This is a genomic window from Alteriqipengyuania lutimaris, assembly GCF_003363135.1.
Lineage (GTDB): Bacteria > Pseudomonadota > Alphaproteobacteria > Sphingomonadales > Sphingomonadaceae > Alteriqipengyuania > Alteriqipengyuania lutimaris.
Genome location: NZ_QRBB01000001.1, coordinates 533,184 through 545,495, shown reverse-complemented (window position 1 = coordinate 545,495; position 12,312 = coordinate 533,184). Strand labels below are relative to the sequence as shown.

Sequence of the window (12,312 nt, the reverse complement as noted above, 5' to 3'; positions counted from 1 at the left end):
CGCTCATCCTCCGGGCTCGTCAGGGGCGGGCTCGTTGGGGGTGGGCGTGTCCGGAGTGGGTGCGTCCGGCGGGCTCTCGCCATCCTGCTGCGCGGTCGCATCGAGTGCCGCCTCACCCTCGTCGTAGCGGCTGCCGCGCGGGGAGAGGCCGCGTGCGATCCGGTCCGCATCCGAACCCGGCGGCGCCTCGGGCAGCGCGGTCACGTCGATCATGTAGACGGGCGGGGGCGGGCACGGCGGAATGATGCACAAGCCGCTGACGGTCGCCGGACCCTTGAAGATGCCGGGGCCGGAGACATCGGGCGCCTCGCCGTTCCACGACAGGTGGCTGTCGTCGCCATCCTCCAGCCGCGAGCTCACGCGGTAGCGGTCCGGATCGTCCTCGATCGGGGCGCACACGATGATGATCGTGTCGTCCCGCGAAACCGCGCAATCGGCGGGTCTCTCGGGCTCGGGTTCGGGCATGGTGTAGGCCTCGCGCGAACGTTCGAGGAGCGGCCCGACGACGTCGTCCTCGCCATCCTGCGCCGCCGCCGGGGTCGCGAGTGCGACGGCCGCATGGGCAAGCACGAAAATCCCCGACCTTATCGACACGGCCCCACTCCCCGACTAGGCGCTGCTGAAACCTCCAACCAGACCAGAAGGGCTGAATTACCTATGAACACCTCAGGCAAGTCCAGCGAGCTCGCAAACGAACTCGATCGCGTGCTGGTGCTCGAAATGGTGCGGGTCACCGAGAAAGCGGCGATCGCGGCCTCGAAGCTGGTCGGCCGGGGGGACGAGAAAGCCGCCGATGCCGCCGCGGTGGAGGCGATGCGGCGCGCTTTCGACAAGCTCGATATCGACGGCACCGTGGTGATCGGCGAGGGCGAGCGCGACGAGGCGCCGATGCTCTATATCGGTGAGAAGGTGGGCGGTGCGCCCGGGACCGGCCCCAAGATCGACATCGCGCTCGATCCGCTGGAAGGCACGACGATCACCGCCAAGGCCGGGCCCAACGCGCTCGCCGTGCTGGCCGCGGCGGAAAAGGGCAACCTGCTGAACGCGCCCGATACCTACATGGACAAGATCGCGGTCGGCCCCGGCTATCCCCAGGGCGTGATCGACCTCGCCAAATCGCCGACCGAGAATGTGAAGGCGGTCGCCGCGGCCAAGGGCGTGGAGCCCGGCGACATCATCGTCTGCGTGCTCGACCGCCCGCGCCACGAAGGCATGATCGCCGAATTGCGCGCCCTGGGCTGCGGCGTCATCCTGATCGGCGACGGCGACGTGGCCGGCGTGATCGCGACGACCGATCCGAACACGACGATCGACATGTACATGGGCCAGGGCGGCGCACCCGAAGGCGTGCTCGCCGCAGCCGCCCTGCGCTGCGTCGGCGGCCAGTTCAACGGCCGCCTCGTCTTCCGCAACGAGGACGAGCGCGCCCGCGCCGCCAAGTGGGGGATCGAGGACCTCGACCGGATCTACAAGCTGGAAGACCTCGCCAAGGGCGACTGCATCTTCGCCGCCACCGGCGTGACCTCGGGCTCGCTGCTCGACGGCGTGAAGCGCCTGCCGGGCGGGCGGATGACGACCGAAAGCGTGGTCATGCGCTCCTCCAGCGGCACCGTGCGCTGGATCAAGAGCGAGCACCGCGCGCGGTAAGACGTGGGGAGGCGCCGCGGGTTCCTCTGGAGCGACGGCCTTCGCGCTCTCCGAATGGGTGGCCGAACATCGCCACCTCGTCATCCCGGCCCCCGAGCCGGGATGGTGCTTTCTTCTTCCTGGACCGTCGCCATTTCGCAAGAAGCACCGACCCCGGGTCTAGCCCGGGGTGACGGATGGTGGGGTGGTGTGTTCCTCGTTCTTGGCCACGCGGACGTCATTCGCGCTTCCGCTGGCCGCTCGCGCGGCGCTCTCCTTCGTGACACACCCACGCCCCCTTTTTCGAAACAATACCGGCCCGTTCACCCGCCGCGATGCAGCCCGCGGCGCGGTCCGGCGCAGCAGGCGCACGAGCGCCGGTCTGTCGGGCTTTCTGCGGATCGCGACCGTGCGCCCGCGATAGACCACCGGCTGGACCAGCCCCGCCTCCAGCCGCGCGAGCAGCGCGCGAAGTGTCACCTTCCGATCATCCTCGCGCGTGGCCTGCACATGGCCGGTGCCGGGCGGCGTCAGCACCCGGTCCCACGCGGCGGCGAAGGACGCCGCGCCTGCGCGCGCGCGCAGGCGATAGGCGCTCGCCCGGCTCATCCCGACGCTGCGCGCCGCGGCGGCGACCGATCCGGTGAGGTAGAGCCGGGCGAGGAAAGAACACTGGCGCGCCTCGCTCCACCCGTCGCGCCGCGTGCGCAGCGGCACGGGGCGAAACCAGCCGGGGCGGCGGCGGCATCGGTGAGGGGGCGGGGCTGTGCGTCCCATCCGCCAGCATAAGCCACGCGGTGCGGCGAGTAGGAAAGACTTTTCGCTCGCCGATTCACATGCGGACTCGCACCGGGGCGTCGGGCATTCCGCTCCATCGATAGATTGCATTCGTGTGACGCGGGGGTTAGCCGCTGCGGGGACCCCTCCCCTTCGTCAAAGGACCGCTCGCCCGATGAAACTGATGGCCGGCAATTCGAACCTGCCCCTCGCCCGCGCGATCGCAGGCTATCTCGAAATCCCGCTGACCGATGCCAGCGTGCGGCGCTTCGCCGACGAGGAGGTCTTCATCGAGATTCACGAGAACGTGCGCGGCGAGGACGTGTTCGTGCTCCAGTCGACCAGCTTCCCGGCGAACGACAACCTGATGGAGCTGCTGATCGCGATCGATGCATTGAAGCGCGCCTCGGCGCGGCGGATCACGGCGGTGGTCCCCTATTTCGGCTATGCCCGGCAGGACCGAAAGCCCGGCCCGCGTACGCCCATCTCGGCCAAGCTGGTCGCGAATCTCATCACCCAGGCGGGTGCCGACCGCGTGCTGGCGGTCGACCTGCACGCCGGCCAGATCCAGGGCTTCTTCGACATCCCGACCGACAACCTGTTCGCCGCCCCCGTGATGGCGGCGGATATCCAGGCGCGCTACGGCGACAAGGACCTGATGGTGGTTTCGCCCGACGTGGGCGGCGTGGTCCGCGCGCGCGCGCTGGCCAAGCGGCTCGACAACGCGCCGCTCGCCATCGTCGACAAGCGCCGCGACCGGCCCGGCGAATCGGAGGTGATGAACATCATCGGCCAGGTGAAGGGCCGCCACTGCGTGCTGATCGACGATATCGTCGATTCGGGCGGCACGCTGTGCAACGCGGCCGACGCGCTGCTGGAGCAGGGGGCGGAATCGGTCGCGGCCTATATCACCCACGGCGTGCTGTCGGGCGGCGCGGTGGCGCGGGTCGACGGATCGCAGCTGACCGAACTGGTGGTGACCGACACGATCCCCCCGACCGAGATCGCCAAGGAGGCCAAGCGCATCCGCTACCTCACCATTGCCCCGCTGATCGGCGAAGCGGTCCGCCGCATCGCCGACGAAAGCTCGGTCTCGAGCCTGTTCGACTGATATCGTCTCTATGAAGGTGGGCGCATGAAACTCGACGACGAACTCGCAGTCGCCCACCGGCTGGCCGATGCCGCGCGCGAGGCGATTCGGCCGCATTTCCGCAAGGCCAGCGCCGAATTCAAGGGCGATGCGTCGCCGGTGACGGTGGCCGACCGCGAGGCCGAGGATGCGATGCGGCGGATCCTTATGGCCGAATATGCGCAGGACGGCATCGTGGGGGAAGAATATCCTGAGCACGAGGGGCGCTCGGGCCGGCAATGGGTGCTCGACCCGATCGACGGCACCATCAGCTTCCTCGCCGGGAGGCCGATCTTCGGCACGCTGATCGCGCTGCTGCAGGACGGCTGGCCGGTGCTCGGCATCATCGACCAGCCGATCATCGGCGAGCGGTGGGTCGGGCGGATCGGCATGCCGACCACGCTCAACGGGCGCGAGGTGCGCACGCGTTCGTGCAAGAGTCTGGACGCCGCGGTGCTCGCTACCAGCAGCCCGCACTATTTCGATGCGCACGGCGCGGATGCCTACATGAAGCTGGCCCACGCGGTCGGCGGCAACAAGCGGCAGGGCATGATCGTCTATGGCGGCGACTGCTACAATTACGGCCTGCTCGCCAGCGGCCAGCTCGATATCGTGTGCGAATCGGGCCTCAAGCTGTTTGACTACGCGGCGCTGGTACCGGTGGTCGAAGGCGCGGGCGGGACCATGTCCGACTGGCAGGGCAACCCGCTGGATGCCGAGAGCGATGGTTCGGTCATCGCGCTCGGCGATCCGGCGCGGCTGGAGGATGTGCTGGAAGCGCTGGGGGCCTAACCGGCGCTCCCCGCCTCGTTCGCATGCGCACCCGGCAGGGTGTTGAACCGCGCGGTCGCGACGAAGCCGTAGACCACCTTGGCGACCACATCGAGCGCGAGGACGATCCACACGCTGGCCACGGTCGAGATCGACTGCAGGCCTTCGGGGCCGAACGCGAAGACGACCGGATAGACCAGCCACACTGCGGTCAGGAACACGAGGTTGCGGCGATAGACGCGCTCGATCCCGCCGCCGAGGTTGTCGCCGATCGCCTTGACCGGGCCCCACAGGATGAACAGCACGCCGAAAAAGGCGGCGCACGACCATGCGAACCAGATCCAGCGCGCATCGCCCTCGCTCAGCGCGGCGAGCAGGCCGGTGGCGATCATGATCACGTCGAGGATGATCGCGGGCAGGATGAAGGTCGAATGGCGCGGATGTTCGTGCAGCCCGGTCAGGATCAGGCCCGCCAGCAGGATCGGCGTCGTCACCGCCCAGTCGGCATAGCGCGGGAAGAAGGTCTGCGTCGCGCCGATCTCGACCACGCCCGTGCCGAGGAACATCGCGAGGTAGGCGGTCGCGGCGATGAAGGGCACGACCGAGTGGAACTGCGTATCGTGCCGGAACTCGCGGCCCTTGGGGCCGTGGAGGAAGATCGCGATCGATCCGATCGCCATGATGGCGAACCCGATCAGGAGCGGTAGCTGGATTGCGGACATCGCCGTTACCTCGTCGTCTTGCCCCCGCCGAAGGGGAAAGCGGCAGGTTTGCGAAGAGTTCCCGGCACTTGCACGGCGCTGCTGCATTGAAGCGGCATGACCGAAAAAACCATGTTCATCACCGGCATCGGCAATGGCATCGGCCGCGCCCTCGCCGTCTTCTACACCCAGCTCGGCTGGCGGGTCGCCGGGCTCGACCCGGATGCGGAAGCGCTGGACGAGCTGCGCGACGGGCTCGACGGCGACCTCCTGCTGGTCGCGGGCGACGCGGGGCGCGAGGCGGACGTGATCGCCTGTGCGGATCGCATGTCCGAATGGCTCGACGGGGCGCCGCTGACCTGCCTCGTCAACAATGCGGGGATCGCGGATCCATATTCCGGCCCGCTCGAAGATCTCTCGCTCGCCGATTTCCAGAGCTGGATCGACGCCAGCCTGACCGCCGCCTTCCTGTGCAGCCGCGCTTGCCTTCCCCTGCTGCGGCGCGGAGAATCGGGCTGCATCGTCAACATCTCCTCAACCCGCGCGGTGATGAGCGAGCCCGAGTGCTTCGGCTATGCCGCCGCCAAGGGCGGGCTCGACGCGCTGACCCATGCGCTGGCCGTCTCGCTCGGCCCCGATATCCGCGTGAACGCGATCCGCCCCGGCTGGATCGAGACGCGCAACTGGCAGAAGGAAGGGGCGCGCGAGAAGGTCGAACACCGCGATAAGGACAAGGCACAGCACCCGGCCGGGCGCGTCGGGCGGCCAGCCGATATCGTCGCCACGGTCGACTGGCTGATCGGATCGCACTTCGTCACCGGCGAGGCGATCAACGTCGATGGTGGCATGACGCGAAAGATGATCTACGAGCACTGACCATGAGTGCGGGGGGACATCTCGATCTGACCGGCAAGAGCGCGCTGGTCACCGGCGGCGCGCGCGGTCTGGGCAAGGCCATCGCCCTGCGGCTGGCCGAGAACGGCGCACGGGTGTTCGTATCGGGTCGCGATGAGGCGGCGCTGCGCGACGTCGGTGGCGGGACGGAGGCGCTCGTCTTCGACCTCGACGATTCGCGCGCCTGCGAGGCCGCGCTGAGCGAGGCGGGCGCGATCGACATCCTCGTCAACAATGCCGGGATGCGCGACCGCCGCGCGCTCGCCGACCTGCGGCGCGAGGCGTTCTCCGCGATGCTCGAAACCAACCTCGCCGCGCCGTTCGACCTTGCGCGCCGCGTGGCGCCGGGGATGATCGAGCGCGGCTGGGGGCGAATCGTCAACGTCAGCTCGATCGCGGGCCAGATCGCACGCGGCGACGTGGCCTATACCGCCAGCAAGGGCGGCCTCGACGCGCTGACCCGTGCGCTGGCGGCAGAACTGGGCCCGCACGGCATCACCGTCAACGCGGTCGCCCCGGGCTATTTCGCGACCGAGACCAATGCGCAGATGGTCGCAGACGAGGAGATCGCCGCGCATCTGAAACGCCGTACATCGCTCGGCCGGTGGGGCAGGCCCGAAGAGATCGCAGGCGCGGTCGCCTTCCTTGCCTCGCCCGACGCGGGCTACATCACCGGGCAGGTGCTGGCAGTGGACGGCGGCTACCTCGCCCACTTCTGAGCTGCGGGCCGCCTACGCGAATCGCTTGCAAACGCGCGCAAAAGCGCTATGTGGCGCGCTTCACCGACACGTATTTCACCACCGGCCTGGCTGTAAGGGCTGCCAGGGCTGGTTCGGACGTGTCTCTGTAAAGGAGATGAAAATGCCCAAGCTCAAGACCAAGAGCGGTGTGAAGAAGCGCTTCAAGTTCACCGCGACCGGCAAGGTCAAGCACGGCGCCGTCGGCAAGCGGCACCGCCTGATCAGCCACAATGCGAAGTATATCCGCCAGCACCGTGGCACCGACCTGCTTGCCAAGCAGGATGTCGACCACATCAAGAAGTGGGCGCCCTACGGGCTGAAGTGATCGCTCGAGAGACACGTCTCTCGCGACACCTGACTTTTTCGAAAGGATATACGAAATGCCTCGCATCAAACGCGGCGTCACCACGCGCCAGAAGCACAAGCGGCTGCTCGACCAGGCCAAGGGCTATCGCGGTCGCCGCAAGAACACGATTCGCGTCGCGCGCCAGGCGGTCGAAAAGGCCGGCCAGTACGCCTATCGCGACCGCAAGGTTAAGAAGCGCAGCTTCCGCGCCCTGTGGATCCAGCGCATCAACGCTGCGGTCCGCCAGGAAGGCCTGACCTATTCGCAGTTCATGCACGGCACCAAGCTGGCCGGCATCGAACTCGACCGCAAGGTGATGGCCGACCTCGCCATGAACGAGGAAGCGGCCTTCAAGGCGATCATCAAGCAGGCGAAGGACGCCCTGCCTGCGTAAAGCAGGTCGGGCGGAAGCCTGCCCCGGACCGCGATCCGGGGCGCTTCCCGCCTGATTGATCGAAGCCGTTTGAAAAGAGGAAGCGCCGCCCACCCGGGTAGGCGCTTTTTCTTTGCGCTTCGCAATTTGCTCGTCATTCCTGCGCAGGCAGGAACCCAACTCCGGACGAGCCTATGTGTGAAGCGTTTCAGCCGACGGTCTATCTTCTCGCCTCGCGCCGCAACGGCACGCTCTATGTCGGCGCGACGTCGGACCTGATCAAACGCATCGCCGAGCACCGCGACGGGTTGATTGAAGGGTTCACGAAAGACTACGGCGTCAGGCGTCTCGTCTGGTTCGAACAGCATGCCACGATGGACGCAGCGATCCTGCGCGAAAAAAGGATCAAGAAATGGAAGCGCGAATGGAAGATCAATCTCATTCGCGAGACAAATGCCGACTGGCGCGATCTGGCGGTCGATCTGGGCTTCGCGATGTTGCCACCGATCCCGTCACACCGGCCTTGAACGATGGAGATGGGTTCCTGCCTGCGCAGGAATGACGAGCATGACAGATTCTTCCGAACACGAAGCAAAAGTCACCGAGACGCTGGAACGGCTGCATGCCGCTGACGATCTCGACACTCTCGAGGCGATCCGGGTGGAGGCGCTGGGCAAGCAGGGCTGGCTTAACGCGCTGATGAAGACGCTGGGCAAGATGAGCCCGGAGGAACGCCAGACCGAAGGGCCGCGCCTGCAGGGGATGCGCGCGCGCGTCGCCGATGCGATCGAGGATCGCAAGGCGGTGCTCGAAGCCGCCGCGCTCGAAGCCAAGCTCGCGACCGAAGTGATAGACCTCACGCTGCCCGCGCCGCAGATGCCGCAGGGCAGCGTCCACCCGGTCAGCCAGGTGATGGACGAGATCGCGGAGCTTTTCGCGGACCTCGGCTTCGCGGTCGCCACCGGCCCCGAGATCGAGGACGACTGGCACAATTTCACCGCGCTCAACATGGCCGAAACGCACCCCGCGCGCGCGGAAATGGACACGTTCTATTTCCCCGACCGCGATGGCGACGGCAACCGCATGCTGCTGCGCACGCACACCTCGCCGGTGCAGATTCGCACGATGAAGGCGGCGTCGGCCAATGGCGGCGAGCCGGTGCGGATCATCGCGCCGGGCCGCGTCTATCGAAGCGACAGCGACGCAACCCACACGCCGATGTTCCACCAGGTCGAAGGGCTCGCGATCGACCGCGACATCCACCTCGGTAATCTCAAGTGGACGCTGGAGACCTTCTTCAAGGCGCTTTTCGAGCGTGAGGATATCGTCCTTCGCCTGCGCCCCTCCTATTTCCCCTTCACCGAGCCTTCGGTCGAGTTCGACGTCGGCTATTCGAACGAAGGCGGTCGCCGCGTCGTGGGTGGCCACGGCGACGCCGAGGGGCACGACTGGATGGAACTGGGCGGCAGCGGGATGGTCAATCCGCGCGTTCTCGAATTCGCAGGCTATGATCCCAACGAGTGGCAGGGCTTCGCCTTCGGCCTCGGGATCGACCGCCTCGCCATGCTCAAATACGGAATGAACGACTTGCGTGCCTTCTTCGATGGCGACGCCCGCTGGCTGTCGCACTACGGCTTCTCGCCCTTCGACCAACCGACGCTTTCGGGCGGAGTGGGAGCGCGGGCATGAAGTTCTCGATCGAATGGCTGAAGTATTTCCTCGAGACCGACGCCTCGGTGCAGGAGATCGCCGACAAGCTCAACGCGATCGGCCACGAGGTCGAAGGGATCGAGGATCCGGCCGAAAAGCTCGCCGGGTTCACCGTCGCCGAAGTGCTCACTGCCGGCCCGCACCCCGATGCGGACAAGCTGCAGGTGCTTTCCGTTTCCACGGGTGAGGGCGAGCCTTTGCAGGTCGTGTGCGGCGCGCCCAATGCGCGCGTGGGGATGAAGGGCGTGCTGGGCCAGCCGGGCGCGGTCGTGCCTGCGAACGGCATGGAACTGCGCAAGTCCAAGATTCGCGGCGTCGAATCGAACGGCATGATGTGCTCGGTGCGCGAGCTGGAACTGGGCGAGGAGCACGACGGAATTATCGAGCTGCCCGACGATGCGCCGGTCGGCGCGAGCTTCGCCGAATATCACGCCGCCTCGCCGATCATCGACGTGGCGATCACCCCCGACCGGCCCGATTGCATGGGTGTGATGGGCATTGCGCGCGATCTGGCGGCGGCGGGCCTCGGCGCTTATCTGCCGGTCGAAGCGAACGAGATCGCGGGCGAAGGCGCCTGCCCGGTCGAGATCCGCACCGACGATGCCGAGGGCTGCCCTGCCTTCTACGGCCGCGTGATTCGCGGCGTCACCAACGGCGCGAGCCCTGAGTGGATGCAGCGTCGCCTGAAGGCGGCGGGCCAGCGGCCTATCTCCGCACTGGTCGACTGCACCAACTACCTGATGCTCGCCTTCGGGCGGCCTGCGCATGTTTATGATCTTGCGAAGCTCAGTGGCCCGGTGGTCGCCCGCCGCGCCAAGGACGGCGAGCAGATCGAGGCGCTGAACGAGAAGACCTACACGCTCGACGACACGATGACCGTGATCGCCGACGATGCGGGCGTGCACGATGTCGCCGGGATCATGGGCGGCGAGCATTCGGGCGCCACCGAAGCCACGACCGACGTGCTGCTCGAAATCGCGTATTTCGACCCGGCGCGGATCGGCGTGACCGGCCGCAAGCTGGGGCTGACTTCGGACGCGCGCACCCGGTTCGAGCGCGGGGTGGACCCCGAATTCCTCGACGAAGGGCTCGCGATCCTGACCGATCTGATCGTGAAGACCTGCGGCGGCACTCCGACCGAAGTGGTGCGTGCAGGCCAGCCGCCGGTCGAGCCCAAGGTCGTCCAGTTCGACCCGGCGCGCACGGCAAAGCTGGGCGGGGTCGAGGTGTCGGAAGACCGCCAGCGCGCGATCCTGACCGCGCTCGATTTCAAGGTGGCCGACGACTGGAAAGTTACCTGCCCGCCGCGCCGTCACGACATCGAAGGGCCGGCAGATCTGGTCGAGGAAGTCGTCCGTATCGAGGGGCTCGACAAGGTCGCCAGCGTTCCGCTGACGCGCGCGCCCGGTGTCGCGAAGCCGACCGCCACGCCCGAGCAACTGGTCCAGCGCAAGCTGCGCCGCGCGGCGGCTGCGCGCGGCCTGCACGAAGCGGTGACGTGGAGCTTCCTTCCTGTCCCAGACGCCGAACACTTCATGGATGATGGGGCCCTTTGGGTCCTCGATAACCCGATCAGCGAAGATCTGAAGGCCATGCGCCCCTCGCTGCTGCCGGGCCTGCTCACCGCCGCCAAGCGCGCTGCGGATCGCGGCGCGGCGGGTGCGCGGCTGTTCGAGATCGGGCGGCGCTATTTCCGTGGAGAAGCCGGCCATAGCGACGAGCGTGCGACGCTCGGCCTCGTCCTCGCGGGCGAGAAGACGCCGCGCGGCTGGGCGAATGGCAAGGCGCAGGGCTTCGACGCCTACGACGCCAAGGCAGAGGCGCTCGCGCTGCTCGAAGCGGCGGGCACTCCGGTCGACAACCTGATGGTGATGGGCGAGGCAGGGCCGCAGTTCCACCCGGGCCAGTCGGCCACGCTGCGGCTCGGCCCCAAGAAGGTGCTCGCCCGCTTCGGCGCGCTGCATCCCGCCACGCTCAAGGCGTTCGACATCGACGGGCCGGTGGTCGCGGCGGAGATCTTCCTCGACGCGATCCCCGCCAAGAAGAATGCCGAGTTCGCCCGCTCGACCTACAGCCCGCCCGCGCTCCAGCCGGTGACGCGCGACTTCGCCTTCCTGGTCGACAGCGCAATGCCTGCCGGAGATCTGGTCAAGGCGGTGCGCGGTGCTGACAAGCAGCGGATCGTCGACGCGCGCATCTTCGACCGGTTCGACGGGCAGGGCGTGCCAGAGGGCAAGACCTCGCTCGCGCTCGAAGTCACGCTCCAGCCGGGCGAGAAGAGCTTCACCGACGAGGAACTGAAGGCGATTTCCGACGCGGTCGTGAAGGCCGCCGCGAAAACCGGAGCGGAGTTGAGAGCATGAAGCCTGTCGTGAGCACTGTCGAACGGACAGCCCTGATTACCGGAGCCACCGCAGGGATCGGCCGGGCGACCACGCGGCTGCTGGTCGAGAACGGCTGGCGCGTGATCGGCACCGGGCGGCGGCAGGAGCGGCTCGATGCGCTTGGGCAGGAGCTGGGCGCGGACCGCTTCCTCGGGCTGGCGTTCGACATCACCGATGATGCGGCGCGCGATGCGGCGATCGACGGGCTGCCGGAGGACTGGCGCGGGATCGACCTGCTGGTGAACAATGCCGGCCTCGCCAAGGGGCTCAACCCCGCGCAGGACGCCGATCTCGACGACTGGCAGACCATGATCGACACCAATGTGACCGCGATGGTCCGGCTGACGCGCAAGATGCTGCCCGGCCTGATCGAGCGCAAGGGCGCGCTGGTCAATATCGGCTCGGTCGCGGGCAGCTACGTCTATCCCGGCGGCAACGTCTACGCGGGCTCCAAGGCCTTCGTGAACCACTTCACGCTGGCGATCCGTGCGGACCTGCACGGCACCGGCGTGCGCGTGACCAGCATCGAGCCGGGCATGGTCGAAACCGAATTCACCACCGTGCGCACCGGCAGCCGGGACAAGTCCGACGAGTTCTATTCGGGCGCGCACCCGATGACGGGCGAGGATATTGCCGAGACGATCCGCTGGGTCGCCGAACTGCCCGCGCACCTCAACGTCAACCGGCTGGAGATCATGCCGGTGACGCAGGACTTCGCGGGCTTCCGCGTGGCGCGGGACGAGAACTGACCCCACAGAACGTCACCCCGGGCTTGACCCGGTGTCGGTGCTTTTCTTCGGTCCGAGTCGTTGCCATTTGCGTCACACCAGAAGGAAGCACCAACCCCGGCTCGGGGGCAGG

Annotated in this window: 14 protein-coding genes; 11 read left to right on the top strand and 3 right to left on the bottom strand. The window is 67.5% G+C overall.

Going from position 1 to position 12,312, the window contains the following annotated elements; all coding sequences use genetic code 11:
* Positions 1-3: 3 nt before the first annotated feature.
* Entirely contained in the window at positions 4-594 is a 591-nt protein-coding gene (locus DL238_RS02635) for a hypothetical protein (RefSeq protein ID WP_234030929.1), read from the bottom strand.
* A gap of 63 nt (positions 595-657) precedes the next feature.
* Here DL238_RS02635 and glpX point away from each other — a divergent pair, with 63 nt between their 5' ends.
* The gene (gene glpX / locus DL238_RS02630; protein WP_115490837.1) at positions 658-1,647 is read left to right on the top strand and encodes a class II fructose-bisphosphatase; all 990 of its coding nucleotides are present in this window, start codon (positions 658-660) and stop codon (positions 1,645-1,647) included.
* Between the two features lie 159 nt (positions 1,648-1,806).
* Here the strand turns inward: glpX and DL238_RS02625 are convergent, their stop codons facing one another.
* Complete coding sequence (locus DL238_RS02625) at positions 1,807-2,403, bottom strand: hypothetical protein (RefSeq protein ID WP_147290977.1); 597 nt, start codon at positions 2,401-2,403, stop codon at positions 1,807-1,809.
* Between the two features lie 175 nt (positions 2,404-2,578).
* Between DL238_RS02625 and DL238_RS02620 the strand changes: the two genes are divergently transcribed.
* Positions 2,579-3,514 carry a ribose-phosphate pyrophosphokinase gene (locus DL238_RS02620; protein ID WP_115490835.1) on the top strand — a complete coding sequence of 312 codons (936 nt, stop codon included), beginning with the start codon at positions 2,579-2,581 and terminating at the stop codon, positions 3,512-3,514.
* A gap of 24 nt (positions 3,515-3,538) precedes the next feature.
* A complete protein-coding gene (locus tag DL238_RS02615; RefSeq protein WP_115490834.1) occupies positions 3,539-4,324 on the top strand; it encodes an inositol monophosphatase family protein in 786 nt (261 codons plus the stop codon).
* Here DL238_RS02615 and DL238_RS02610 read toward each other — a convergent pair.
* The gene (locus tag DL238_RS02610) at positions 4,321-5,025 is read right to left on the bottom strand and encodes a bacteriorhodopsin (protein ID WP_115490833.1); all 705 of its coding nucleotides are present in this window, start codon (positions 5,023-5,025) and stop codon (positions 4,321-4,323) included. The two genes, DL238_RS02615 and DL238_RS02610, sit on opposite strands and share 4 nt — an antisense overlap.
* 96 nt (positions 5,026-5,121) lie before the next feature.
* Between DL238_RS02610 and DL238_RS02605 the strand changes: the two genes are divergently transcribed.
* From DL238_RS02605 to DL238_RS02570, 8 genes are all read left to right on the top strand, one after another.
* Positions 5,122-5,880, top strand: coding sequence for an SDR family NAD(P)-dependent oxidoreductase (locus DL238_RS02605; protein WP_115490832.1), 759 nt, complete (start codon positions 5,122-5,124; stop codon positions 5,878-5,880).
* Positions 5,881-5,882: 2 nt separating this feature from the next.
* Complete coding sequence (locus DL238_RS02600) at positions 5,883-6,617, top strand: SDR family oxidoreductase (RefSeq protein ID WP_115490831.1); 735 nt, start codon at positions 5,883-5,885, stop codon at positions 6,615-6,617.
* Between the two features lie 142 nt (positions 6,618-6,759).
* Complete coding sequence (rpmI, locus tag DL238_RS02595) at positions 6,760-6,963, top strand: 50S ribosomal protein L35 (RefSeq protein ID WP_115490830.1); 204 nt, start codon at positions 6,760-6,762, stop codon at positions 6,961-6,963.
* Between the two features lie 55 nt (positions 6,964-7,018).
* Complete coding sequence (gene rplT, locus DL238_RS02590) at positions 7,019-7,378, top strand: 50S ribosomal protein L20 (RefSeq protein WP_115490829.1); 360 nt, start codon at positions 7,019-7,021, stop codon at positions 7,376-7,378.
* 173 nt (positions 7,379-7,551) lie between these two features.
* Positions 7,552-7,884 (top strand): GIY-YIG nuclease family protein, encoded by a 333-nt coding sequence (locus DL238_RS02585; protein WP_115490828.1) that lies wholly within the window; start codon positions 7,552-7,554, stop codon positions 7,882-7,884.
* Between the two features lie 40 nt (positions 7,885-7,924).
* On the top strand, positions 7,925-9,046 hold the full coding sequence (gene pheS / locus DL238_RS02580; RefSeq protein ID WP_115492730.1) for a phenylalanine--tRNA ligase subunit alpha: 1,122 nt from the start codon (positions 7,925-7,927) through the stop codon (positions 9,044-9,046).
* Complete coding sequence (gene pheT, locus DL238_RS02575; RefSeq protein WP_115490827.1) at positions 9,043-11,430, top strand: phenylalanine--tRNA ligase subunit beta; 2,388 nt, start codon at positions 9,043-9,045, stop codon at positions 11,428-11,430. The genes pheS and pheT overlap by 4 nt, the downstream gene beginning before the upstream one ends.
* Positions 11,427-12,200 (top strand): SDR family NAD(P)-dependent oxidoreductase, encoded by a 774-nt coding sequence (locus DL238_RS02570; protein WP_115490826.1) that lies wholly within the window; start codon positions 11,427-11,429, stop codon positions 12,198-12,200. The genes pheT and DL238_RS02570 overlap by 4 nt, the downstream gene beginning before the upstream one ends.
* Positions 12,201-12,312 lie beyond the last annotated feature (112 nt).

Coding starts and splice junctions, on each gene's coding strand:
- glpX (WP_115490837.1), top strand. CDS start 658: ATGAACACCTCAGGCAAGTCCAGCGAGCTCGCAAACGAACTCGATCGC.
- DL238_RS02625 (WP_147290977.1), bottom strand. CDS start 2,403: ATGGGACGCACAGCCCCGCCCCCTCACCGATGCCGCCGCCGCCCCGGC.
- DL238_RS02620 (WP_115490835.1), top strand. CDS start 2,579: ATGAAACTGATGGCCGGCAATTCGAACCTGCCCCTCGCCCGCGCGATC.
- DL238_RS02615 (WP_115490834.1), top strand. CDS start 3,539: ATGAAACTCGACGACGAACTCGCAGTCGCCCACCGGCTGGCCGATGCC.
- DL238_RS02610 (WP_115490833.1), bottom strand. CDS start 5,025: ATGTCCGCAATCCAGCTACCGCTCCTGATCGGGTTCGCCATCATGGCG.
- DL238_RS02605 (WP_115490832.1), top strand. CDS start 5,122: ATGACCGAAAAAACCATGTTCATCACCGGCATCGGCAATGGCATCGGC.
- DL238_RS02600 (WP_115490831.1), top strand. CDS start 5,883: ATGAGTGCGGGGGGACATCTCGATCTGACCGGCAAGAGCGCGCTGGTC.
- rpmI (WP_115490830.1), top strand. CDS start 6,760: ATGCCCAAGCTCAAGACCAAGAGCGGTGTGAAGAAGCGCTTCAAGTTC.
- rplT (WP_115490829.1), top strand. CDS start 7,019: ATGCCTCGCATCAAACGCGGCGTCACCACGCGCCAGAAGCACAAGCGG.
- DL238_RS02585 (WP_115490828.1), top strand. CDS start 7,552: ATGTGTGAAGCGTTTCAGCCGACGGTCTATCTTCTCGCCTCGCGCCGC.
- pheS (WP_115492730.1), top strand. CDS start 7,925: ATGACAGATTCTTCCGAACACGAAGCAAAAGTCACCGAGACGCTGGAA.
- pheT (WP_115490827.1), top strand. CDS start 9,043: ATGAAGTTCTCGATCGAATGGCTGAAGTATTTCCTCGAGACCGACGCC.
- DL238_RS02570 (WP_115490826.1), top strand. CDS start 11,427: ATGAAGCCTGTCGTGAGCACTGTCGAACGGACAGCCCTGATTACCGGA.